This window comes from Pandoraea sp. E26, from assembly GCF_000681415.1.
Taxonomy (GTDB): domain Bacteria; phylum Pseudomonadota; class Gammaproteobacteria; order Burkholderiales; family Burkholderiaceae; genus Pandoraea; species Pandoraea pnomenusa.
Window position 1 is genome coordinate 59,337 of the sequence record NZ_AYXJ01000029.1, and the last position, 23,742, is coordinate 83,078.

The 23,742-nt window shown below is 55.4% G+C and carries 24 protein-coding genes, 1 pseudogene and 8 riboswitches; of the genes and pseudogenes, 12 read left to right on the top strand and 13 right to left on the bottom strand.

Translation table 11 applies throughout. The features are described 5' to 3' along the window. Positions 1-9: 9 nt before the first annotated feature. From W930_RS27995 to W930_RS28000, 3 genes are all read left to right on the top strand, one after another. The gene (locus tag W930_RS27995) at positions 10-648 is read left to right on the top strand and encodes a lysozyme inhibitor LprI family protein (protein WP_036656090.1); all 639 of its coding nucleotides are present in this window, start codon (positions 10-12) and stop codon (positions 646-648) included. Between the two features lie 53 nt (positions 649-701). Further along, a complete protein-coding gene (locus tag W930_RS0118130; protein WP_023873204.1) occupies positions 702-1,148 on the top strand; it encodes a hypothetical protein in 447 nt (148 codons plus the stop codon). Positions 1,149-1,219: 71 nt separating this feature from the next. Further along, positions 1,220-1,771, top strand: coding sequence for an HD domain-containing protein (locus W930_RS28000; protein WP_024788664.1), 552 nt, complete (start codon positions 1,220-1,222; stop codon positions 1,769-1,771). Positions 1,772-2,008: 237 nt separating this feature from the next. On the opposite strand, the gene W930_RS0118140 is transcribed toward W930_RS28000, so the two are convergent. Further along, on the bottom strand, positions 2,009-2,902 hold the full coding sequence (locus W930_RS0118140) for a MurR/RpiR family transcriptional regulator (protein ID WP_036656100.1): 894 nt from the start codon (positions 2,900-2,902) through the stop codon (positions 2,009-2,011). Between the two features lie 85 nt (positions 2,903-2,987). Here W930_RS0118140 and W930_RS0118145 point away from each other — a divergent pair, with 85 nt between their 5' ends. From W930_RS0118145 to W930_RS29730, 5 genes and pseudogenes are all read left to right on the top strand, one after another. Continuing rightward, positions 2,988-3,743, top strand: coding sequence for a COG4280 domain-containing protein (locus W930_RS0118145; RefSeq protein ID WP_017233130.1), 756 nt, complete (start codon positions 2,988-2,990; stop codon positions 3,741-3,743). Next, positions 3,740-3,958 (top strand): hypothetical protein, encoded by a 219-nt coding sequence (locus W930_RS0118150; RefSeq protein WP_028731196.1) that lies wholly within the window; start codon positions 3,740-3,742, stop codon positions 3,956-3,958. Before W930_RS0118145 ends, W930_RS0118150 begins: the two co-directional genes overlap by 4 nt. Before the next feature lie 154 nt (positions 3,959-4,112). Beyond that, positions 4,113-4,366: pseudogene (locus W930_RS31015) on the top strand (LysR family transcriptional regulator); the annotation flags it as partial. Between the two features lie 314 nt (positions 4,367-4,680). Beyond that, positions 4,681-4,745, top strand: a riboswitch (Fluoride riboswitch). A gap of 75 nt (positions 4,746-4,820) precedes the next feature. Continuing rightward, a complete protein-coding gene (locus W930_RS0118160; protein ID WP_200873099.1) occupies positions 4,821-6,143 on the top strand; it encodes a voltage-gated chloride channel family protein in 1,323 nt (440 codons plus the stop codon). Between the two features lie 40 nt (positions 6,144-6,183). After that, on the top strand, positions 6,184-6,531 hold the full coding sequence (locus tag W930_RS29730) for a DUF190 domain-containing protein (RefSeq protein WP_157211402.1): 348 nt from the start codon (positions 6,184-6,186) through the stop codon (positions 6,529-6,531). Between the two features lie 54 nt (positions 6,532-6,585). Here the strand turns inward: W930_RS29730 and W930_RS0118165 are convergent, their stop codons facing one another. The 8 genes from W930_RS0118165 to eno form a co-directional block, all read right to left on the bottom strand. Beyond that, entirely contained in the window at positions 6,586-7,095 is a 510-nt protein-coding gene (locus W930_RS0118165) for an HIT family protein (protein ID WP_200873100.1), read from the bottom strand. A 22-nt stretch (positions 7,096-7,117) separates the two neighbouring features. Next, positions 7,118-7,534 carry a universal stress protein gene (locus W930_RS29735; protein WP_081814407.1) on the bottom strand — a complete coding sequence of 139 codons (417 nt, stop codon included), beginning with the start codon at positions 7,532-7,534 and terminating at the stop codon, positions 7,118-7,120. 17 nt (positions 7,535-7,551) lie between these two features. Continuing rightward, positions 7,552-8,778 (bottom strand): cation:proton antiporter, encoded by a 1,227-nt coding sequence (locus tag W930_RS28005; RefSeq protein WP_051060112.1) that lies wholly within the window; start codon positions 8,776-8,778, stop codon positions 7,552-7,554. 169 nt (positions 8,779-8,947) lie between these two features. After that, positions 8,948-9,008, bottom strand: a riboswitch (Fluoride riboswitch). 31 nt (positions 9,009-9,039) lie between these two features. Further along, a complete protein-coding gene (locus W930_RS0118180) occupies positions 9,040-9,477 on the bottom strand; it encodes a hypothetical protein (RefSeq protein WP_017233138.1) in 438 nt (145 codons plus the stop codon). A gap of 54 nt (positions 9,478-9,531) precedes the next feature. Further along, positions 9,532-10,065, bottom strand: coding sequence for an inorganic diphosphatase (gene ppa / locus W930_RS0118185; RefSeq protein WP_017233139.1), 534 nt, complete (start codon positions 10,063-10,065; stop codon positions 9,532-9,534). 60 nt (positions 10,066-10,125) lie between these two features. Continuing rightward, entirely contained in the window at positions 10,126-10,464 is a 339-nt protein-coding gene (locus tag W930_RS0118190; RefSeq protein WP_369798667.1) for a DUF190 domain-containing protein, read from the bottom strand. Between the two features lie 130 nt (positions 10,465-10,594). Further along, a riboswitch (Fluoride riboswitch) is annotated at positions 10,595-10,658 on the bottom strand. Further along, complete coding sequence (locus W930_RS28010) at positions 10,659-11,168, bottom strand: HAD hydrolase family protein (protein WP_017233141.1); 510 nt, start codon at positions 11,166-11,168, stop codon at positions 10,659-10,661. It abuts the riboswitch before it with no gap. 15 nt (positions 11,169-11,183) lie between these two features. Next, positions 11,184-12,482 (bottom strand): phosphopyruvate hydratase, encoded by a 1,299-nt coding sequence (eno, locus tag W930_RS0118205; RefSeq protein WP_028731202.1) that lies wholly within the window; start codon positions 12,480-12,482, stop codon positions 11,184-11,186. A 76-nt stretch (positions 12,483-12,558) separates the two neighbouring features. Beyond that, a riboswitch (Fluoride riboswitch) is annotated at positions 12,559-12,619 on the bottom strand. 80 nt (positions 12,620-12,699) lie between these two features. Continuing rightward, positions 12,700-12,764, top strand: a riboswitch (Fluoride riboswitch). Positions 12,765-12,804: 40 nt separating this feature from the next. Between eno and crcB the strand changes: the two genes are divergently transcribed. Beyond that, complete coding sequence (gene crcB / locus W930_RS0118210) at positions 12,805-13,182, top strand: fluoride efflux transporter CrcB (RefSeq protein WP_026131797.1); 378 nt, start codon at positions 12,805-12,807, stop codon at positions 13,180-13,182. Between the two features lie 47 nt (positions 13,183-13,229). On the opposite strand, the gene W930_RS28015 is transcribed toward crcB, so the two are convergent. Continuing rightward, entirely contained in the window at positions 13,230-14,342 is a 1,113-nt protein-coding gene (locus W930_RS28015; protein ID WP_051610656.1) for a calcium:proton antiporter, read from the bottom strand. A 106-nt stretch (positions 14,343-14,448) separates the two neighbouring features. Further along, positions 14,449-15,615, bottom strand: a complete 1,167-nt coding sequence (gene cfa, locus W930_RS0118220; protein ID WP_028731203.1) for a cyclopropane fatty acyl phospholipid synthase — start codon at positions 15,613-15,615, stop codon at positions 14,449-14,451. 274 nt (positions 15,616-15,889) lie between these two features. Beyond that, positions 15,890-15,954, bottom strand: a riboswitch (Fluoride riboswitch). A gap of 203 nt (positions 15,955-16,157) precedes the next feature. Here cfa and W930_RS29740 point away from each other — a divergent pair. Then, positions 16,158-16,703 (top strand): nucleotidyltransferase family protein, encoded by a 546-nt coding sequence (locus tag W930_RS29740; RefSeq protein ID WP_232424575.1) that lies wholly within the window; start codon positions 16,158-16,160, stop codon positions 16,701-16,703. Between the two features lie 54 nt (positions 16,704-16,757). Here W930_RS29740 and W930_RS0118225 read toward each other — a convergent pair whose 3' ends face one another. Continuing rightward, positions 16,758-17,978 carry an MFS transporter gene (locus W930_RS0118225; protein ID WP_028731204.1) on the bottom strand — a complete coding sequence of 407 codons (1,221 nt, stop codon included), beginning with the start codon at positions 17,976-17,978 and terminating at the stop codon, positions 16,758-16,760. Between the two features lie 1,488 nt (positions 17,979-19,466). After that, positions 19,467-19,528, bottom strand: a riboswitch (Fluoride riboswitch). A gap of 66 nt (positions 19,529-19,594) precedes the next feature. Further along, positions 19,595-19,659, top strand: a riboswitch (Fluoride riboswitch). A 39-nt stretch (positions 19,660-19,698) separates the two neighbouring features. Between W930_RS0118225 and W930_RS0118235 the strand changes: the two genes are divergently transcribed. Both W930_RS0118235 and W930_RS0118240 read left to right on the top strand, forming a co-directional pair. Then, positions 19,699-21,393, top strand: a complete 1,695-nt coding sequence (locus W930_RS0118235; RefSeq protein ID WP_081814408.1) for a hypothetical protein — start codon at positions 19,699-19,701, stop codon at positions 21,391-21,393. After that, positions 21,390-22,952 (top strand): DNA mismatch repair protein MutS, encoded by a 1,563-nt coding sequence (locus W930_RS0118240; RefSeq protein ID WP_028731207.1) that lies wholly within the window; start codon positions 21,390-21,392, stop codon positions 22,950-22,952. The genes W930_RS0118235 and W930_RS0118240 overlap by 4 nt, the downstream gene beginning before the upstream one ends. Positions 22,953-22,985: 33 nt before the next feature. On the opposite strand, the gene W930_RS31170 is transcribed toward W930_RS0118240, so the two are convergent. Then, positions 22,986-23,696 carry a 2,3-bisphosphoglycerate-dependent phosphoglycerate mutase gene (locus tag W930_RS31170; RefSeq protein WP_369751562.1) on the bottom strand — a complete coding sequence of 237 codons (711 nt, stop codon included), beginning with the start codon at positions 23,694-23,696 and terminating at the stop codon, positions 22,986-22,988. Positions 23,697-23,742 lie beyond the last annotated feature (46 nt).

Below are 23,742 nucleotides of genomic sequence, written 5' to 3' on the forward strand. Positions count from 1 at the left end.
GCACGAAGCGTGCTGGTGGTCACGTTCATCGTGATCGGATCTGCTTTCGCCGGGTGGGCGCGGGCCGAGACGTCGCAGCCCTCGTTCGACTGCCGCAAAGCGACGAGTTCGGTTGAGCGTTCGATCTGCATTAGCCCTGAGCTTTCAGCGCTGGATAGTCAACTCGCACAGGCGTTTGCTTCGGCGTCGGCCCGGGCAACTGACAAGGTAGGGCTTCGAAGAGACCAGAACAAGTGGCGGACGACTATTCGCGACAAGTGTCGTAGCAGCGAGTGCATTGCTGACGCCTACGGCGCTAGAACGCGCGCACTTAGCGTGACGGCAGAAAGCGGTCGAGTGCTTGTTCTTCCCGGCACTGGACCAGCCCCGCTGCCACCGAAGACGTCCGTAATCGCAGGGGTGACCCTTTATGGAACGCTCGTATTTGACCACGACGCCGCCGGCGGCTTCACCGCACTTCAGGTTGGTGACCGTCAGTACAAGCTTCGTTACGTCGGGAGTGTGCCTGAAAGTGCCGCCGAGCAAATTAACCGGCTCGAAGACGCCTCTCAAACGGTCAGCGTTATCGGGGATCTCCTCGTTTGGCCCGACGGCACGAAGGAATTCGATGATCGTTCTAGGGCAATCGTACTCATTCCGAAGAAGTAAGCCGCTGCGGCATTCCTTGCCGATCGAAGTCGCACGTACAACGGGGAAGAATCATGAATGTTCTGATGAAAAAAGATGAAACCGTCGTCTCAGTGAAGGTCGGCGTGGCCTGGTCGTTTTGGTTCGGGCTCGCGTTTCCAATCGTAGCGATTGTTGCGTATGCAAGGCGCCGTCTGTACCTCCCGGCGTTGATCGTCATCGGCTACATCGTCGCGCAAACGTTGCTTCGCACAGGCAGTTCGGTATGGATTGGGCTCATCGACGTGATACCGGAGGAGCTCGCATATGCGAACAGGGACTTCTACATGGTGTCGCTGTTGCTGTGGTGCGCGTACGGGCTCTACGTGGGACGTTACGCGCTATGGGGCAACGAGATCACTGCACGAACGCTCGCTCGACGCGGCTACGTTTGCCCGATGGCCGATCACGCTGAGCTTGCCCGGGCTGCTTGGTCGATAACTGGTAGCCCGAGCACCGATGTGGGTACTCAGAAAACATGATTCTGGTGCGGGCGCAATTTCGATAAACGCGCACCGGGTTTGAGTCCGCGCGCATTCAATGGACAGGGCTAATGAGTAATCCGGGAGATTTGCTCGGCGCGATCCAGTTCGCGGCCGAGCGACACAGGAATCAGCGTCGGAAGGACGCCGATGCGTCACCCTATATCAATCATCCGATCGCGGTCGCTCATTTGCTTGCGACGGTGGGTGAGGTTAGCGATATTTCAGTACTGATGGCTGCAATTCTCCACGACACCATCGAGGACACGGGGACAACAGTTGACGAACTGAGATCGCTGTTTGGTGCAGAGGTCGCGCAGATCGTTTCGGAAGTGACGGACGACAAGACGCTGCCAAAGCAGAAGCGAAAGGATTTGCAAGTGCAATTCGCGCCAGAAAAGTCACACAACGCTGCCCTCATAAAAATCGCTGACGCCACTTGCAACTTGCGTGACTTGGTGGATGCGCCGCCTTCGGGGTGGTCTCTTGATCAGAGGCGGGAATACTTCAACTGGGCGGCTCAAGTGGTCGAGAGGCTTTGCTGTGACAATGCGTCACTTTTGCTCGCGTTCGGAATTGCGCATGGTCGGGGCGATCGAGAATTTTCCCCAATGAGAGCATGAAGTGCGCCGCAAGTAGAACGGCAGAGAATCATGTCCGCTCATTCCTACCGACCTAGGTGATTTAGCGTGCTCTTCCCGACATGGGGGCGTTAACTCGCCAATGGAGTTGAAGACGGAATGGGCGCGGAACACAGGTAATAGTGGTCATCAGGCACCTATTCATGGCGAACATAGGCCACTACAGTTTGAGATTCAAATCGGTCGGAATCTGGATCGCTACCGCCGGTGGCATATGAATCAGTCATCGTCCTTCGATATAGGTAGATTTACTGCTTTGCCCGCCAACTTTTTCCGCAGGTCGTTGAGTGTCTTTAGACTTGCGACCGTCTCTGTGGGCCGCTGAGTTGCGATGCCCACCAGCAAGGCTTCGATGAGGCCGAGCGTTGCAGTGTGCATGCTCAGCATGTCCGCACGTCCCCGTGCCACGGGAAGAATTTGATCGACCTGCTGCCGAAGCTTGGCGGCAAGCGTGTCCGTCAGAAGCAGTGACCCCAGCTTCTGCCGTTTGATTTCACGCAGCAGCAAGGCCAGTTCTTCATACACTCGTCCATAAGCAAGAATGACAACGAGATCCCCCTTGCGCAACGACCGCAGATCATCAGCGAAAAGAAGGCCGCTGTTAGTCAGACCCGCGGCATCCAACCCGAAGCGTTTGAGTTGCAGGACGAGATAGGTTGCTATGGCGCTTGATGGCCCCAAGCCGAAAACGAGGATTCGTTGAGCCTGGATCAGGCTGCGAACGGCATTTTCAAAGTCCTCGGGCTTGATCGAACGACAGACGCCTTCAAGCGACTGCCGGTGTATTTCCATCGTCACGTCGAAAGCTACTGCTAGGCTGGAGCCAACTTCGCCTAGTGTTCGAGTGAGCCGGTCGGCCGGCGAGATTGAATCACGCAATTCGCGGGCAAGTGCGCGCCGAAGATCGTCAAGACCGGCAAAGCCCAAGGCCTTAGCTGTACGCACGATCGTGGCATCACTGGTGCTTGCTTTCGCCGCCAGTGCGGCGGCAGAGGCGATGAGAACCTGCTCGCGGTTCTCCTGAAAGAACGCTGCGACGCGTTGCTCTGCCGGACTCATGCGCTCGATGCTGTTCGCGATTCGCTCATCAAAAGTTGACGGTGTTGGCGGCACGTGTAGATGCTCCTTGACTTATGTTGTAAATGCTACGAGAATTTTAGCAAGTATGTAGCAAACACTACAATCCAATTGGTGCCCAATGAACTCTATTGCCTGGAATATCGCTGCGCCCGCTATTGGAGCTGCCTTCCTTGCGTCGCTTGTCGAGGTTGTGGAAGCGTTCACGATCGTTCTAGCGGTCGGCATTTTGCGCGGATGGAAACCTGCGGCACTTGGCACCGCTGCGGCGCTCATTGTGCTCGCCCTGATGATTGTGGTGCTAGGCCCATTGCTCAACCAGGTACCCCTTCACTTACTCCAGTTCGTCATTGGGGTGTTGCTTCTTCTGTTTGGAATGGGATGGCTTCGCAAAGCCATTCTCCGAGCGGCAGGTGTTATCCCGTTACATGACGAGGTGGCCATTTTCGCATCTGAGTCCGCGCAACTCGTTGACGCGGGCATTCGTGAACGCGCCTCGCTTAACTGGATAGCCGGCATGACTGCGTTCAAAGCGGTATTGCTGGAAGGATTGGAGGTTGTATTCATCGTCATTGCCGTAGGTGCCGGTCGAGGACTGCTTTGGCCGGCTGCCTTGGGAGCACTGGCAGCCTGCATCGTCGTCCTCACCATCGGAATCATTGTCCATAGGCCTCTGGCGCGGGTGCCGGAGAACACTTTGAAGTTCGGTGTCGGTGTCATGCTGTCTGCCTTTGGCGTCTTCTGGACGGGCGAAGGTCTCGGCGTCGATTGGCCAGGCCAGGATCTAGCATTGGTGGTATTTGCAGGTGTGTTCCTTGCCGTCGGTCTTGCAACCGCATACCGGCTTCGACGAGTGCGTATGGAGATGGTGCAATGAGTATTCTTCGTGAAGTTGCCCAGGAACTTCTCGGAATGTTCCTCGCGGATGCGCGGCTCACTACGGCAACGCTAGTGCTTGTCGCACTCGTGACTGCCCTTGTCCTCGCCGTGAAAGTCGAGCCGCTGTGGGGCGGAAGCCTGCTTTTTTTGGGCTGTCTTGCAATCCTTGTTCGTGCAGCCCTTCGTGAAGTGAAACAACGGGACGTCCGGTGATGCGTGTGCAATGTGTGAACTAGCAGGATTGGATAGCCGTAGCCATCGCCCAAAGGTTCACGCCTTCCGCGTTCAATGGCATAAAGAAGCAGACGCGCCGGCCAATCTCAATCTATCCACTTTTCTCCCCGTATAGCATGGCAGGGGCATCGCAATGGGACTACGCCACCTTCGATGCTTCTTGGCTGTCGCCGAAGAACTCCGCTTCGCCCGCGCCGCCGAACGGCTGCACATAGCCAATCGCCGCTATCCCGCTCCATCAAGGAACCGGAGGAAGAGCTCGGTACCCGTTTTTTCGTTCGCATCGCCCGCCGCACCCAACTGACCCGCATGGGGCGCCTGTTCCTGGAGCACGTCCGGCGTGTCTTCGCCACATTGGATCAAGTCCGCGATAGCGTAAAGTTCGCTCCGACGGTACCAGCCGAGGTTCTTCCGGCGGGGGGGGGGGCAATGCAATGAGCACGACCAAGAAGCTGCGGGGCGGACCGCTGCTCAAAACCGAGAACGTCAAGCTGGCCTCGACCACTACCCCGCGCTGCACGCGCACGGTTGACGCGCAACCAGAATATTGACCGGTGGTGTTGCCACCACTACATCTCTTTTCCGTGCCTCAACGGCAAGTTCGCTGGCCTATACGACTGGATTGTGAGGATTTCGGGCCGATATGCGGGCCTTCTTCTCGGCCGTTTGCCGACTTCTCCCCGGTCTGGTAGACTCCACAGTCGAACTACGGAGATGGCATTCCTCCCGTAACCGCCCTCGCAGGGCTGATGATGCCTGCTCAATCCTGGTACAGGAGGATGCAGGCTGCCCTCGCGCCTCTTTGCCCAGGTTTTTCGCGTCTGACTAACCTGGAAATCTCATGAAAATACATAAATTATCAGCTGCGCGAGAGCAGTTGATGATGCTGCCATACATCGGGCGCTGGGTTGCTTTGGCAACCGTAGTCGGTGGCCTATCTGGCAGCGCTTCCGCACTCTTTTTGTGGTCGCTCGAATTGGCGACCGACACACGTCTGGCGCACCCATGGCTGCTGTGGCTCCTTCCCGTCGGCGGGTTCATAGTTGGCTGGCTTTACCTGATTTTCGGGCAAAGTGTGGAAGGTGGAAACAACCTGCTTATCGATGAAATTCATGACCCGAAGAAGGTTGTCCCTCTTCGCATGGCGCCGCTCGTATTCTTAGGCACAGTCGCTACCCATTTATTTGGCGGGTCGGCGGGGCGCGAAGGGACATCGGTTCAAATGGGTGGCGCGCTTGCCGACCAACTAACCCATTTCGTCAGACTCGATAGTGAGGAACGGCGCGTTATCCTGATGACGGGGATCAGCGCGGGTTTCGCCGCGGTGTTCGGTACCCCGCTGGCGGGCGCAATTTTCGGACTTGAGGTGCTGGCCGTCGGGCGTCTGAGATATGACGCCCTTTTACCGTGCTTCATCGGTGCGATTGTCGGGGACCTGACAACTCGTGCTTGGGGGATTCACCACACAGAGTACGTGATTGCTTCCATACCATCAGTTAATGCTGTGCACACTCTGCTCGTGATCGCGGCAGGTGCAATTTTTGGTGTTGCTGGAATGCTCTTCGCTGAGGGCGTACATGCGACGTCGGCGCTGTTCAAAAAAGTCTTCAAGTTCGCGCCATTGCGGCCCCTCGTTGGGGGGGGCGTAGTCGCGATAGCCGCCACGTTGATTGGTACGCCTCAGTACCTTGGGCTTGGTATTCCGACCATTGTCGACGCGTTCCACCACCAGTTGCCTTGGTACGACTTTCTGGGCAAAGCGGGTTTCACGATTCTCACTCTGGGCTCAGGATTCAAGGGGGGCGAGGTCACGCCGCTCTTCTACATTGGTGCGACATTGGGTAACGCCCTATCGCATATTTTGCCGCTTGCAGCACCAGTACTCGCAGGGCTCGGCTTTGTAGCGGTGTTTGCCGGTGCCGCCAACACGCCTATCGCTTCAACCGTAATGGCAATCGAGATTTTTGGCCCACAAATCGGCGCCTACGCTGCCGTCGCTTGTGTAGTGAGCTATCTGTTTTCGGGGCACACAGGTATATATCGTGCACAACGTATCGGGCATGCCAAACGAATCTCCATTCCAGAAGGTCTCAGGCTCTCGGAGATTCATGCCTTTCGGCGGGGTAACGTTCCACGCACTGATAGCACAGTCGAACGCCCGTAGTCGTGTCAAAACTCCCCATTGCATTCAGGATTACATCATCATGAGCAAACACTTTGCGCTCAGACTTTATTTTCATCACTCGGCTCGTGTGCGCCCCTCGCGCTTTTGGCATAAGGTGGCACGTCCGTCGCTCGCATCCCATTTGCTTAAGAAGGCCAGTGAAGCAGGCATTCACCAAGTCGTTATGCATCACGTCAAGGCAGGGTATCTGCCTGGAGACAAGTTAAGCAGAGACCACTCGGACATTCGTCCGCACAAGTTGCCTCATTGCATCGAACTGATTGACCTCGAGCATCGACTTCGGGAGTTTCTCGCTCACCACGGTGAACACCTGGAAAACGTGCGAGCAGTGTTTTTTCCTTGTGAGATTAACCCACAGGGAACTTGAGTAGTTTCGGCACGCGCGTATTAGTCAACCGTAAATACGCGCGTGTCGACGTTGTCACTCGTAGGATTGACGCTCTGGGATTACGCCTCGGACGCCTCCTTGGGGCCAGGGTGTATCTCCCACATAACGCGGAATCACGTGGATGTGTACATGCGGAATCGTCTGGCCGGAGGCATTTCCGACGTTCACGCCGACGTTATAGCCGTCTGGCTCGAACTGTCTATCGAGAAACGCCTTTACCTCGTCGACCAGAACCCACATCGCTAGTTTCTCTTCCTGCGACAGATCGAAGTAGGACGATACATGCCTGTTGCTCACGACAAGCATGTGTCCAGTGGTTACCGGATTGATGTCGTATATGACTCGCGCGTGTGCCCGACGAAATACCGCTTTCCCATCGTCGAAGCAGAAGGGGCACTTGGTGCCGTCCGCTTGCATTTCATCGGCTATGTGTCGCGAAGCGCGAACCCGTTCGTCCCTACGGAAGCTGTCGAGCACCATATTAACGATGTACATCACGCATAGCGCCAGGCCAACCATCGAAACTGTTTGTACGGTGGTCATGGAGTTCCTTGACGAGACAAAATTACCGAACGACCAGAACGGGGCAATGAGCGTATGCGACTGCAAGGCGCGACACCGAGCCCAATAGCCATCTCTCGAATAGTCCTCGACCTCTGTGTCCGGTCACAATCAGATCCGCGTCCAGTTCTTCAGCCAGGATGACGATCTGTTCTGCAGGATGGCCGACCCGAACAGTGCATTCGATGAGCAACCCTGCCTCTTCCGCTCGTTGCCGCAAATGTTTGAATGCTTCGTCAAAATAAGTCTCTGCTTGCTCGAGAAGTGCTTCCGTTTCAACGTCCTCGGCGATCTCTGGAGGTCTCGAGACCGCGAGGACATGTAAAACTGCTCGGTACTTTGATGCGATATCCAGTGCGTAATCAAACGCTTTTAGTGCTGCAGGAGAGCCGTCAAACGCAAGGATGATGATCTTGAACATAATCGCTACCTCCCCAATTACTCGCCCGTCCGTGTCGATTCTGGAGACGGGAGATCTATCGACGATTCGGTTGGTTCGTCACCTACAGTGGATGACTTTCTGAGAAGATGCTTCGGGAGAAATGCGGCATTTGCGATAAGCGTTGGGACAATTGCGCTGCCGATCACCGTCGCAATCATGAACGAGTATTGCGCCTGGCTAATGATGCCGTGAGAGAGACCAAATAATGCCGAAATGCTCCCGAAAGTCAGGCCCGTAGACATTAGTAGAGTTGTGTACATTGACTCGCGTTTTGGGGACCCGTAGCTGCGTGCAACGGGATATACGCCGACGCATTTCGTGAGGATCTTTGCCCCGAGTAGGACAAGAACGGGAAAAGGCGCTGCGATAATGTCCGGTACGGAAACGAACGATCCGGCGCGGATAAAGTAAAACGGTGTTAGCAGGCCGAACGTTAGTGTGCGAAGTCGCCTGATTAGGACGTGGTCCTTCCCTACTGTGCCTGCTAAGACCATTCCGACGATATACGCCGGCAGAACAGCCTCACTACCAGCCCAGGTTGCTAGTGCAGCCAAAGCAAAAAGCACCAGGAGGAGAAACTTCGCCTCGAGTTCGGACGGACGGTTGCCGTAGTGTTTAAAGAACCTTGGAGTGATCCACGGAAGAACACAAAACGCTATCGCGAGTCCGCCAAAGAAGATGAGCGTGCGAAGGGAAAATGGAGAAAAAATGAAACCTAGTGCGAGTACCGTTCCCAAGTCGTTCACAAAACACGCGGCAAGCACAGTCTTCCCATAGTTTGTCGCGTTGAGGCCAAATTCGAGCATGACGGCGTAAACGACAGCGACCGATGTTGTCGACAACGCGATGCCAACTAACCAACTCGCTCGCCAGTCCCAGTGGAGAAAAAAATATGCGACTGCGAAGCATCCTAAAAATGGAGCGAAGAAGCCGATTAGGCCCACGGCCGATGCTTCTCTCCACTTGAGCCGAAAAACTTTGGGGTCTAGCTCCGCGCCAGCGAGGAATGTGAGCACAATCGCACCGGTACCAGAGAGGAACTGAATCCACCCTGAGTCGGTTTGCAGCACACTGGCACCAATAACTGCGCCGATGAGCAATTGCGCGACCGTGCCGACGACGATCTCGGAGAGTGCCGTCGCAATACGGAGCCAAATGGAAAGTAGCGTCGCGATGAGCGCCATCGCGAGCCAGATGGAGGCGAGGAGCCAAACATCTTTCATTTGGCACCTCCACAGCCCAAACATACGCGATTGGCGCGCGGGACAGACCGAGCGGCATGCCAACCGAAACAGGAAGGGGATTTGCGGAAACTCACGTGTGCCTCCGACCGAAAATCTTTGCATCTTCGAACGGAGTTGCGCAATAAAGTCCGCGCAATCCCGTACCCGGGTGAGCGCAGACATCATCAGCCATTGCGGCGGTTGAGGAGGATGTCATCTCCTTATTGTTATTTGCGAGTATAGAAGGTGAGAATTCCTTATTCAAGCGCTCACGGAGGAACGCGCGCGGGTGTACTCAACCAGACGATATAAACACTCGGCCAGGGTTCGGCCCGTGGCTCGTTTGCCGTTCTGATCAATCACCAGAAACGCTTCGTCCGACGGGCGCTCGTTAAACCCGAACACGGAGACATGCCCGAGTTCTCGCATCGCCCAATGTATGAACGCTGTTTGTTCGTGCTCAAGCGAACAAACACCTAAATAGTCTGGCCATCGAACCTCCTTGATGGCGCGAAATTCGTTCTCCGGTCGACCGGTTTTTTCGCAAATTGCGGAAATCATCGCGAGTGCAGATCGCTCATCTTCTGCATCATTGGTGAACGCGACGTCGGCGGTATCCTGGACAACCCAACGCGATATAGGGGCAACGCCCATCATCCGCCCGATCCGGGCGTTAATATCGGCAACCTGCACATCCATTCTTTATCTCCCGTGCACATCCCACTTCGTTCTTGTTGAGGCGTTTTGCGACGTCTATTCGTGCGGTTCGAATGCAGCTTTCGCATCAATAAGTTCTTTACGTGCAGCGTCGATGTCACCCCATCCCTCGAATCGAACCCACTTGCCAGGCTCAAGGGACTTGTAATTGGTGAAGAAGTGTTCAATCCTGCGCAGAAGGGCGTCACCCAAATCCGTAAGCGAGTCGATGCCAACGCTGGTTGCACAAATTTTGTCGATGGGCACCGCAACAACTTTTGCGTCTTCGCCGGCCTCGTCAGTCATTTTCATTAGCCCAATGGGACGACATCGGACCAATGCTCCTGTCGTAATTGGATATGGTGCGACGACCAGAACATCAACAGGATCCCCATCCTTGGATAACGTGCTTGGCACGAAGCCGTAGTTCGCTGGATAGCGCATGCTGGTCGACAGAAAGCGGTCCACACGAAATAGGTTTAACGCTTTGTCGGCCTCGTACTTAACCGGCAAACCATCTGCGGGGATTTCGATGATTGCGTTGAAATCGTCCGGAACGTTTGCGCCAGCAGAGATGTTATTAAAGTCCATGGGTATTGAGCCTTATGACAGCGAAAATCGTCTACCGCACAGTGAGATTTGCCGCATAGGCTAATTGTCACCGAGCATCTCGAAATCAATGGGGAAACGGGTATAGAAAACATGAACGCGTTCGGCGCGGACGACATCAAGTAGCCGCTCGGCTTCTTCGTCCGTTATGGCCAGTACGACTTCTATCGGCTGCTCGGCAAGCTCAAAAAATCTGGCTGCGTGGAGCTTGCCGACATGATCGATTCCTTCTGTACCGGCAATCATCGTCGCGCCGCGAATGCCCAACCGGCGCACTTCGAACATGAGCCATTCGGCCACCGTTTGATGGCCATGCCGGTGATTTTGCTGGGTATAGAAAGTGAGCTGACATCCTTGCATGATGACCTCCACAGGATCCACGCGAGCGAAGTCCGGGCGCAGATCCAGCTAGCCCAAATACAGATTTTCAGGATGGTTATCGCGCACAGGTCCCTCCGTCAGCTTATATTTTTCGTGATCGACGGGGACAAAAGCCTACGCCCCGCGTCAGCGGTCCGTAGGCATCATCAGCCAAAGGTGGCGGTTACAGGAGGAATGCCATCTCCTATTGGTATCTAATTTAGCACATCACAGTCCTTCGGTGACAACGAAACAGCTGTTCCCAAGGTCGCGACGGTCCGATCTGGGTACAAAAACAGCTTTAGGGCCGAATGGATTAGACACGTGACTATGTCAGCGGCGGCGATCGCTTCCGAAGCCGCCCCCTCGTGTCCTATCACCGCAATGGAAAGTCGTGAGGCATTGAACATGCCAACATCATTTCGCCCGTTTCCAATGGCAGCGACCCGAGACGCGCCCAGATGTCGGACGTAGTCGGCCTTCATGTCGGATTGTTCCTCACCATGCAAGGACACGAGTTGCACAGGCAAGTCCTTCGCCCGTACTGCTAGGTCACCATATACGTCGCCGGCGATCACATGAAGCAAGACGTCACGTGCAATGACCTGTAGCAATGGCGTTACTCCCGGGAGGACCACACCATTGCGTGCTAGTGTGCCATTGAAGTCGAGAACAATATGCTCGAAGGACAGTTCGCCAAATCCCGGAATATCGATGAATAGCATGGTCGGCCTCCTCTATTAGCGCGCATCGATCTCTGTGGTGGGTCGGAACGCGCTCGAGCCCGCATATTTCGCAGTTTCCCCGAGCTCGTGTTCAATTTCCAATAGTCTGTTGTACTTGGCGACGCGTTCACCGCGAATCGGAGATCCGGCCTTGATTTGTCCGCAATTCAGTGCGACTGCCAGATCCGCGATACCCGTGTCGAGGGTCTCTCCTGAACGATGAGAAACCATGCACGCGTAGCCAGCGTGTAATGCGATAGCTGCGGCATCAAGTGTTTCCGTCATCGTTCCAATTTGATTCGGTTTGATTAACGCACAGTTGCAACATTTTTCCTCGATTCCTCTGCGGATAAAGGCCGGATTAGTCACAAACAGATCATCGCCCACAATCTGCACACGATCGCCGAGGCTCTTCGTCATTGAGGCAAATCCCGCCCAGTCATCATCCGCGAGGGGATCTTCAAGCGAGATGATGGGATATCTATCAAGCCAACCGGTCCAATACGAAATAAGTTCCTCGGAACTGAGCGTCTGCGAATCGAGCCGGAGCAGGTACTCCTCTCCGTGACGAAATGCATTGGCGGCGGGGTCGACGCCAATGGCAACGTCAGTTCCGGCAGCGTATCCGGCCAGTTCAATGGCTTCCATCAGAAGCGTCAATACCTCTTCGTTTGAAGTAACCCCGGGCACATATCCGCCTTCGTCCCCGATGCTCGACCCGTACCCCCTTGAGATCAGTACATCGCCAAGCACGTGATAGATCTCTGACCCGTAGCGTAATGCTTCAGAAAATGTCGGAGCCCCGATCGGAATGATCTTGTACTCCTGGACGTCAGTGCCGCCCTTGGCGTGGGCGCCGCCATTGACAACGTTGAACATAGGCACCGGAAGTACGTGAGCATTGGAGCCACCCAGATATAAGTACAGCGGAATGTGATGGTATTGGGCTGCCGCTCTTGCACACGCCAAGGAAACGGCCAGGGTTGCGTTTGCACCAAGATGCGCTTTCGTAGGCGTGCCATCGAGAAAATTTAGTAGCGCGTCAAGCTCGCGTTGATTATCGACGCGCTGTCCGTGTAGCGAAGCAGCCAAGCGGCCATTTACATTCGCCACCGCATGAAGCACACCTTTGCCTCGATATCTGGATGCATCGTCGTCGCGCAACTCTCTGGCTTCAAAGGTTCCTGTGGAGGCCCCTGAGGGGCAGGAAGCGATGCCGGTCACGCCGCCACTCAATGTGACCTTGACCTCAAGCGTAGGATTGCCGCGAGAGTCAAGAATCTCTCTTGCGTGAAGCGATTCTATGAGGGGAATCTGATACATGGCGCTCTCCCGAGATGCGGCGCCCGCAGGGGCGCGCGGTAACCAACGTCCGACAAAAAAATATGTCGGTTCGGTAGGCATCATCAGCCGGGAGGCGGTTAGAGGAGAATGCCATCTCCTTAGTTTCTAGAAGTCTACTCGAAATGCAGAGCGTGAACGTTGCGAAGCTAGCGTCTCTCGACACCGCCGTATCGAACTTGATAGACTAATTGAATAGGGAGATGGCATTCCTCCGAAACCGCCGAATGATCGGCTGATGATGCCTACGAGGTTTGGCGTGCAGAACGCTTTTTTCCTACCCCGGGGCTCACTTATGTACTCAGCGGTCTTAGCTGTCGGAATTGGCGGCGCACTTGGCTCCCTTCTACGTTGGATCTTGGGTGTTAGGCTCAACTCGCTATTCATCGACCTTCCTCTTGGAACGCTCGCCGCAAACATCATTGCGGGTTACATCATTGGCGTAGCAATCGCGTTCTTCGCTAGATATCCAGAAATTCCCTCTGAATGGCGATTATTTGTCATTACCGGCCTGATGGGAGGGCTTTCGACATTCTCGACGTTCTCCGCAGAGGTTTTCAATCATCTTCAGGCGGGGCACTTCGCTTGGGCACTGGGTGAGATAGCGATACATGTCACATGTTCGGTGCTTATGACTGCGCTCGGATACGCAACAATCGCTGTTTTCCAATGATGAATCTTTGGCAACGGATTGATATCGCGCGTCGAGCTTGGGGCAATTCACGGAAAAAAGGCCATAAAGACAAAGGCGCTGCAGATTGTCATATGTAGGGAGCCTCGAAGTACCGATGCACGTCCTGAAACGACGGTTAGAATTCCGACCACTGTGGTGAGGACGAGGAAGACCATTTCCTTGGGGCCAAGCCCAAGGGTTAGGCGCACACGCATGAAGCTTGCAGCGACCGCCACCACGGGGATGGTTAATCCTAGGCTCGCCATGGCGGAACCTAGGGCTAAGTTGAAGCTCACTTGCACCTCGCCTGCGTGCGCTGCGCGCATGGCAGTCAATGTTTCGGGAAGCGCAACAACGATTGCAATCATCACACCTACTGACGATATCGGGAGACTTGCACGTTGCACCATCGACTCGATACCGGGCGCCAAGATTTGAGCCGCCAGCGTTATCGCCATTAGCGCTGCGAGCAGCATCAGCACGGAAGACATGGCACTTGGGCGCTTCGCGAGTTGAACCGGTACGGAATTAGATGCCGCACGGCGCTCTGCATTGACATATTCGTGTAGCCATCCGGTTGACTTGACCGCATGTAGAACATAAAGCGCTACCGAGGCACATGAAGCAAATGTTAGTTGTGCCGAGTTGAACTGTGGGCCGGACGTACTGCTTGTAAACGTGGGCAATACCATTGAAAGGGTCGCGACCGTAGCTACGGTTGCAAACGCTGCCCCCGCGATGAACGCATCGAACTTCACGATCTGCTCGCGGCGCGTACTCACTAAGAGCGAAAGACCGATCATTCCGTTGCAACAGAGCATCAACGAGGAGAATACAGTGTCACGGGCGAGCGTCTGGGTCGCCCGCGTATCTGCGGCCATGACTGAGATGATGAAGCCGGCCTCGATAACGGTGACAGCTAACGCAAGTATGAGCGTGCCTAATATTGGACCAAACCTTGAAGCCAAGCGCTGCGCATAGTGCACGGAGCATAGTGCCAGTGCCGCAATCGTTAAGAACAATAGCCACATGTCAAAATAACTGGGAACTGTGCGCAGCTCGGCAAAAATCACGCCCAATCCGATGATGGTCACCCCGTGCGGCCAGCCTAGTACTCTTATTTGGAACCACCTTCTTTCGAGGCCGTTTGTCATGGACATTGACTGTTGCTCCGCACTTGTCGATAAGGCGGAAAATTGGGTTCCCTCGATGAGGGATAAGAGGTATTGACGCAGCGCAGGTGAGCCATCATCTGCGCCGCTGTCGTCAAGCCCCGTGAGGCCGGTGGTATCCGCCAGCTACACCTCGTTTAGAGAACACCCATTGCCAAAGCTGCGCCTCGCGAGCTCTAAACAAACCGGCACACGACAACAAGTAATACTTCCACATGCGATGAAAGCGTTCACCCATCTGCTCTTCGAATCGCGGCCACTCACGCTCGAAATTTGCGTACCAAGCCATTAGTGTCCGGTCGTAATCTGCGCCGAAATTGTGCACATCTTCGGTTATGAATAAGCCACTCGCTGCGCTCGCGATCTGATCCAAAGCTGGGAGTTCCCCGTTTGGGAAGATGTATCGATCTATCCAGGGATCAGGACGGGTATGGGCGCGGTTCTTGCCAATGGTGTGGAGAAGAAATAGTCCGCTTTCGGTCAGGCAGCGAGATGCGACTCGCATATAGGTCCGATAGTTCTTTGCCCCAACGTGTTCGAACATACCGACGCTCGCGATGCGGTCGAACTTTTCGTCCAGGCTCCGATAGTCCTGCAATCGGAACTCAAGGGGTAGTCCTGCATAGCGCGACTTTGCCCATTCGGCCTGCTCCGCAGAGATAGTGACGCCTACGCAAGTAACACCGTAGTACTCCGCTGCGAAGGCCATCAGGCTCCCCCAGCCGCAACCGATGTCCAGTAAGCGCATACCAGGCTTCAATTGCAGTTTTCTGCATATGAGGTCCAGCTTGTCTTCTTGGGCGCTATTCAACGATTGGGCGCCTGCCGACCAATACCCGCACGTGTAAGTCATTCGCCGATCCAACATCGCACTATAGAAATCATTGCCAAGATCATAGTGGCGACGCCCCACCTCCCACGCCCGACGCACCGATTGTCGATTCAAGAGCTTCTCGCGCAACATGACATAGAGTATCTTGCTCGGGCGCACTTGCTCATCTAGTCGTGCTCGGAGTACTTTGGTGAAGAATTCATCGAGCGCTTCACATTCCCACCGGCCATCCATAAATGCTTCACCGAGTGCGAGTGACCCTCCGGAAATGACCTCTCTGGGCACGTCTTTGTCGAGCAGTTTGATATCCCACGGACGAGTACCGTTGATCTGTATATCGGCAGTAAGTAGGAGCTCCTCAAGGAACTGATCTGCTGAAGCGTGCGCGCTAGCAGCGGATGTCTGTTTCGTGAGCGTCGTCGATGTCATACACGCTCTCCCGACGATGCAACCCGTTCAGGCGTCAGGGCCAAACCAATGGACTTCAGTGGCTGGTAGGGAGCGGGTACGAGATGGTCTAGTGCAGTTGAAGATGTGTTGAGAGATGCGTCCGTGGCCGCGACCTTGCGACCAAGAGCGGATGTAGCGAGAGCCGGGCGAAACACGGTACGCCGGATGGTGGGAGAGAGGCGCATATATTCCACGTTTGTTGATAACAAACCTGGGATGCTGCCAAATGACGGCCTACGATCTCCCATCCCAGGGATTCGTAGGCATCATCAGCCGGTACACTGGCGGTTTCGGAGGAATGCCATCTCCGTCGCGAGCTATTCTAGACCATCAATTCGGAGGAGCGCAATGCGTCACCAACGGATGACCTTCCCACTACCCTTGATGTGCATTCGGCAGGGCCGGAGTTCGATACTCAATCGGAGCGGGTCGACTCTAGGGCCGGAACCGTCGATAATCCGCGGCAAACAACGATACCTAACGACCTGTTGACCATGAGTCTGGATGCACTTCTTTCGAAGATGGCGCGCGAATCAGAGTGGTTTTGGCCAGTCCTGGTGGCGGCTCGAGAGCTGAACTTGCCATCTTGGTGCATCGGCGCAGGGGCAGTCCGGAACCTTGTTTGGGACGCATTGCACGGGTTTGACACTATGTCGGAGTTACCGGATGTTGATCTTGTACATTTCGATCCGTCTGACCTCTCGGGGGCAGACGATGTGGCGATGCAGTGCCGTCTGAGTCAGTCATATCCTTTCATACCATGGGAAGTAACGAACCAGGCTGCCGTTCATACCTGGTATGAGACGGCCTTTGGTTACCCTGTCTCTCCACTGACTTCTTTGGAAGATGCAATCTCATCGTGGCCGGAGTTCTCGACTTGTGTTGGACTGACACTGAGATGCGACGACACGATAGACGTGATTGCACCACATGGACTCGACGACTTGTTTGGCATGGTGATTCGCCGAAACCCTGCGCGCGTTAGCGTCGCCGCATACAAGGCCAGACTCGAGCAGAAGCGATATCTGGAACGGTGGCCAAAGGTGTCAATCGTATTGACCGACTGACTCACCGGAGGTTGACAATCGTATTTCCCGCCATCATCAAGTCACCGGCAGAGTTCATACATGGCTATCGCCCTGGCGACTGCGGATTGCTCCCACCCGGAGAAAGAACGGCAGCGCCAGCAATTGCGAGCCAACGCAAAAGACGACTGCGTAAGTCTTTGATGCGTCGTAGAGAAGCCCAATCACGGCACTCCCTGCAAACCAAGCGATTCCGTAACCGGCGGTGAAAATCCCAAATGCAGATGCGCGACCGGAAGGCGGTGCCATTGGGGACACCGCAGCTGGAATGATCGACTCGTGGAAGCCCATTCCTATTCCCCACACCAGACCACCCACCCACCAGACGTAGTTGCTCCCCAGAAAGAGCAGGGGAGCAAACATCGTGCTGAGTAGCGTCAGCGACACAATGATCCTAAATCCGTATCTGTCGAAAAGGCGTCCGAAAACCAGGGCCCCTGCGCCACTTACCGCCATTGCTGACGCGTAGAGGGCCGCTATTACGTCGCTGGAGACGTGCGAACTGGTCGAGAGGTGATATGCGATCAATGGATAGTCGGCAAATCCCGCTGCGACCAAAGATGCCCCGCCCAGATATACCCAGTATTCCCGAGGCAACACTTTCCGGCTCTCGTCGTCGGGAGGCGGTTGCATGGCAAGTGGCACCGGATAAAGGGAACGTGCAACCAATACGAGAGCGATGTTGACCATTGCCGGCGCAAGAAGAACGGCAAAGGCGATTTGATAGGAACCCTTCAATGCAAGTATCAACGCTACCAGCAGCGGCCCGACCATCGCGCCAAATTGATCGAGTGCTTCATGAATGCCGAAGGCCCAGCCGTATCCGCCAATGTCGTTCGCCGCGTATGAGAGCATTACGTCTCTGGGAGGGTTGCGTATCGCCTTACCGACTCTCTCCAACACGATCAGGACAGCGGCCCAGCGCCATGAGTGAACGAGCGCGAGTGCCGGCACGGCAGACATCTGTACCGTGTAGCCCACGATCGTAATGGGCCACGGTTTCCCGGACATATCTGCCCAACGACCGGAGACGACACGCAGTCCGTATCCGAGAAGCTCGCCGAATCCTGTGACGATTCCAACTACAGTCGCGGTCGCGCCAAGGCTCGCCAAAAACGGCCCTAGAATGCTGCGCGAACCCTCGTAGGTAAAATCGGCGAAGAAGCTGAGAACGCCGATCAGGATGACGAATTTCAGCGCGGCTCTGGACTTTGTTGGGTTTTGCCGATCTGCCTGCTGTGCAAGTGAGCTTTCCACTTTTGCCTCGCTGAGATGAAGTGCTTCAAACCGGATGAATCGACGACTTTTCGTATTATGAGAACGTTCCGAATGCACCAACTGGGTCGCGCTCGACCAACCGACGTAGTCTGCGCACTTGTGATGCGACAAGATTCCTACGCGCAACGTGGTCGGGCTCGAGGATGAAAATCTCTGCAAAGTGCTTCAGGCAAACCTCGCCCGGAGATACGCCTTGGTGGAGTTGACGCGAGGTTCGGAGAAGCATCTTCATTTGAGCGATGGCTTCGACATCGCAGGCAGGACATCCGGCATCCGGGGATGGGGCGGAGTCCAATTCGATGTCCTCCTCGTCTATTGCTTCCAGCGCCCGCTCGTTATCTAGTACCTCATTGATGGGAGGGAGATTCCAGCTCGCGCTACGGCGAAGACGTCTCGCAGATTGTGGTGTTTTGTGTAGTCTTTGCTTGATGCTTTTCACGAGCATGTTTTTGTGGCTGCTCCACGCCGCGTACTGACAATCCTCACCGGGAGACATCAGGACCTCCGCGACGTGTCTTGCACACGTCGGGCTCACAAGCCACAGTGGCTGTTGCTGCTCGACGGCGTGGACGAGACGCTTGTGCCACAACTTGTGTGCCGAAATGACTGCGTCGCAAACTACACAGCCGGTAGTTGTGCTCGAAATCGCGTCAAGCGGATAGTGAGGTGCGGGATTGCGACTTCCAGTTGGGACGTCTCTGAGGTCAGCTCGAACCAGTTCCTCCAGAAGCGAGGTGTGCTCCAGGGAAAAAAGGCTGGGTACGCGTGTGAGCGGCTGGCCGCTCAAGCTCCAGGCGCCATATCTCTCGTCCAGCGATCTGATTCGCGACCGTGCGATGCGAAGCGCCTGCGCCACGGGTTCTACCGATGCAGATGTTAAGGCGGCTCGCAGGTGTTGGAGGCACAGTTGTGTTGCGACCAACCGATCAGATGCCTTTCGATCTTCCGGTAAGGATCTGAAGAATCTCGACAGGCTTTGTCCTTCTCGCTGATTTCGATACGAGCAGGCGGGGCATCTGTGTCTTGCGCCGAAAACCATTGCTCGGACTTTGTCGGTGGTCTGTGGCAGTGCAGCGAAGATCTGCTCGAACCAGTCGATCGCCGTAGTCGCGCGCGTTCGGAAAACAGTACTCCCCGCGAGCTCGATGGACAGGTCGGAAGTGTGCTGTTGGCAAAAACCGAGCGTGCGTATCAGGGCTTCGCTGACAGAGTCGCCTCGGTTCTTTCCCAGAAGTGTTCGCGGCACATACTTCAATTGAGCCGTCTGAACGTCCGCACAAACTTGGCAGGCGCAGAACCTTGGCGAAATGCTGTGCGACTTGAGCGGCTTTGCCTTGTTCGGCGGGGCGTCTTCCCGCGCGGCAGGCAAGAGACGCGATGTGGAAGGAGGGCGGCTATCGATGTTCGGTTGTGGCGTGCTCACGAACGACTCCCGTCGGCAATGCTACAAATTCGCACCTCACGGTGCGACCTGTAGGCATCATCAGCCCGGCGGGCGGTTACGGGAGAATGCCATCTCCGTGGTCGAGTATATCGCAGCGCGTAGGAAGTAGCGCGTTGTCAGATTTTGCCCAAAGAACCATCGCGTGCTAGACTGGCCTCGTGGAGATGGCATTCTCCCTCAAGCGCCGAAGCTTCGGCTAATGATGCCTACGTTTTCCCGGTGACGGGTGCGTAGGCTTTTTTATGCCCTGTTGCCATGAACGCGTTCAGCGAAATGGAAGGCAACATGGCACATTCCACAAACAGATCTGCGACCGCACCGATGTCCCGGGAAATCCGGGACGCGCTTGAGAGTGCGCATTACGTGGGTCCCTCCTCAGATGAGTTGGTGGCCACATCGGCTCGAGACAGCGGCCAGCACGTGGCGCTCTCACCCAGTCTCCTATATGAAGGGCCAGAGCCTGCAGCGCTTAGGTCCACGGCTCCTGAGACGTTTGTCGACCTCCACCTCGGGTCGGTGATGCTACATGTCAATACGAACCAGGCTGAGTTTGATCTGGATCCTATTCTCAACACGCCGCTTGAACGTTTGACCGATATCGCATATCGGCAGGAGGTCGCAGCGGAGCTAGAGCAACTGGCAGTCAGTACGGCGGTCAAGGAATTTGCGGAGCTCATGCGTCACTCGAGAAAAAGCGAGGAGCGGTCGCTCAAGGCCTATTTTGGGTACGAGAAGAAGTTCTGGTTTCTCGACGCGGCCCGTCAATATTGCGCTGCAGTAGATCGGGTGACGGAGGCGTTCAATGATCTCGACCTGAGATCAGCCGGCCTTCGGCGTATGCGCGAGTACGTGACCGAATACGCCCATGGTCCACAGTATGTTGCACTCAAAAACGAGATCCTTGGGCTTATCGAGATGCTCACTAATGTTCGGTATTGCGTATGGATCGATGGCGGCGAAGTGACGGTCTACCCATTCGGCGAAGAGCAAGATTACAGCGAAACCATCCACGCTACATTCGCCAAGTTTCGCAAGAACACTGTTCGTGACTACCGAGTGGCCTATCGAAACTCGGACAGCATGAATCATGTTGAATCGTGGATTGTCGACCTGGTGGCCCGACGATATCCGGATACGTTCTCCCAGCTTGACGCTTTCGCGCTGCGGCCATCGTTTAGGGACGGTGGCTTAGTCAAATTTGACAACGAGGTGGCCTTCTATCTCGGCTACTTTAACTACATCGCTCGCTTTCGAGAAGTTGGGTTGCCGTTTTGTTACCCCGAGGTTACTGCTGAGAAAGGGGAAATCGCGGGTACGGATATATTTGACATTGCGCTTGCCGAAAAACTGGTGCAAAACCATTCATCCGTGGTGTTGAACGATTTTCGGCTTGATGGCCCGGAGCGGATCGTCGTCGTGTCGGGGCCAAATCAAGGTGGGAAAACGACTTTCGCGCGGATGTTTGGTCAACTGCATTACTTGGCTGCATTGGGCCTCCCTGTGCCGGCGCGCGCAGCCAAACTCTATCTTTTCGATCAAATATTCACCCATTTTGAGAGGTCAGAGGACATCACGACGCTTAGAGGAAAACTGGACGACGACTTGTTTCGCATGCATTTGATCCTGGAGCAGGCGACCTCTAGAAGCGTCATCATCATGAACGAGATTTTCTCGTCGACGTCGTTGAAGGATGCGATGAAGCTTGGAGCCCGTCTGGTTGAGAAGCTCTCAGCCCTAGATGCCTACTGCGTTTGCGTCACGTTCATCGACGAGCTCTCCACGATCAATGAAAAGACGGTCAGCATGGTCAGCATGATCGACCCGAAGAACCCGGCCGTGCGAACGTTCCGAGTTGAGCGGCAGGTCGCAGATGGCCTTGCGTATGCTCATGCCATTGCCGAGAAGTACGAAATCACCTATGACTGGTTGATGAGGAGAGTGCCGTCATGAACGTGTTCCTGATGCACCCGGACTGCGACTTCTCGCCACCGGCCGAAGGCGCATGGGATCGGGACGAACTAGCCAAAGATCTTGCGCTGCCAACGCTCTGGGATGCCATGGCGGCAGATGATGAGTTCCTGTACGAGGTCGCTAAGCGAGCGACGTTTGGTGCGCTGACCAATGATGGGCAGACCATTCGCTATCGACATGCGGTCCTTCGCGACTGCCAGGAGAATACGGAAGTCATCGATGCTGTCTATCTGTTGGCGTTGAGCGCGATAGAGGAGAAGGGGAAGTCGTACTTTGGAATTCTCTCCACGTACCCAAGTGCAGTGCTGCACGGTTCACGTGAAGTCATGGAGATATTCGTCAGGAAGCTCAGGGAGCTTAGGCAAATCGCAGAGAAGAACGAGCATTCATTTTCCTCTGATGGTTTTCGACGCCTTTTCGCAATGCTCAAGGAAGAACTCTCCGAGGAGTACCTCGGCGAAGTTGAGCGTCATCTGTCAATTCTGCGCTTCCGGCAAGGGGTGTTGTTGAGCGCCTCGCTGGGGAAGGACGGGCGGGGCATCGATTACGTGGTTCGGCTACCCAATGAGGACGTGCGGCCTTGGTGGCGTAGGCTTATCCTGCGGCGCAAATCTGCATTCACGTTCGAAATCCCTGAGCGGGATGATGCCGGTGCGCAAGCCCTCAATGACATTCAAGGCCGGGGGATCAATTCCGTTGCCAACGCGCTGGCTCAGTCCATGGAGCACATTCTTGGATTCTTCGTGCTTTTGCGTACTGAGCTAGCGTTCTATCGGGCCCAGTTGAATCTGCAGCGCCAACTTGGTTCGATTGGCGCGAGACTCTGCGTTCCTAGTGTTGCGCCAGCCGGCTCGCGGGGACTACGCTTCGACGAGATGTACGACGTGTGTCTCGCGCTCCAGATGGGGAAGGCAATCGTAGGAAATCGCGTCAATGCAACGGGCAGGTCGCTAGTCATGATCACAGGGGCGAATCAAGGCGGAAAATCGAGCTTTCTGCGGAGTGTGGGAATCTCGCAGCTCATGTTCCAGGCGGGGATGCTGGTCGGAGCTGACCAATACGAGAGCGAGGTCTTCCAAGGCCTGTTCACGCACTACAAACGTGAGGAGGATGCTGGGCTTGACAGTGGGAAGTTCGACGAGGAAGTGTCGAGAATGAGTCGAATAGCGAAGAAGATCGTTCCGAACTCCATGCTGCTATGCAACGAATCGTTTGCCGCCACCAATGAAAGAGAAGGATCGGCAATCGCTCACGATGTCATTCGGGCCATGTTGGATAAAGGGATTCGGGTGCTGTTCGTTACCCATTTTTACCATTTGGCCCGATCTGTCATCGCATCGGAGTCTGGCAAGACGTTGTTCCTTCGTGCACCTCGCAACGAGGATGGAACGCGGAGTTTCCGGCTTATCGAGGGCGCGCCACTTGAGACGAGCTTCGGCGACGACCTCTACCGCCAGATTTTTGGCGAGGCCCTGGATCGCGATGATGAACCGACTCCGGCGGGGTTGCCGGTTACCGAAGGGACGAGAGCCGAGTGACTTGGCATTTCGGTGGTTGCGACGCATGCAAGACTACAGAATCAGCGACGTTCGGCCGTCAGCGCCTGTCGGTAATTCAAGAACGTTCCTGATACGTAGTTTCGAATCGAGGCGGTAGACCAAGGGCGTCGCATTGGGGACATCCATCGAGCAAAATGCAGCAGGATCCGTGCCGTGGATAGCCGCGATAAGCATGCGAAGACTGTTCCCATGCGCGGAGACAAGCACGCAACCTCCGACTCGCAGCAACGGGGTAATCGTGTCTCGCCAGCATGGCGCTACCCTATGGAACGTGTCCTGTAGCGATTCCGTGCGCGGGATGAACGGAACTTCATTCCTCGAAGATGCCGATAGCTTGCCGACCAGCCTCCGCGCCTGCGCAGCATTCATCGGCGGGGGGCGGGACGTGTAGTCTCGGCGCCAACGGTGTACTGTGGCGGTACCGTAGATTATCTCGGCTTCCGCGCGACCCATTCCGGTCAAGCCACCGTAGTGACGCTCGTTCAATCGCCAATCGACGATGCAACGAAGCCGTTCAGCCGTCGGCATCATAGCGAGGATATGTTCCTGTGAGTCAGAGGCTCGCCGAAGGCTGGAAGTGACAACAGCATCGAATCCTAGTCCTGCATCCACAATCGCTTTGCCTGCGTGTTTCGCTTGCTTCACCCCGAGCGGTGTCAATTCGATGTCGGTCCACCCTGTGAAGCGCTGTTCACGATTCCAGAGTGATTCTCCGTGACGCACTAATACGATGGTCCCCAACTGGCTCTCCGTGTCCTCAGTTGCCGCG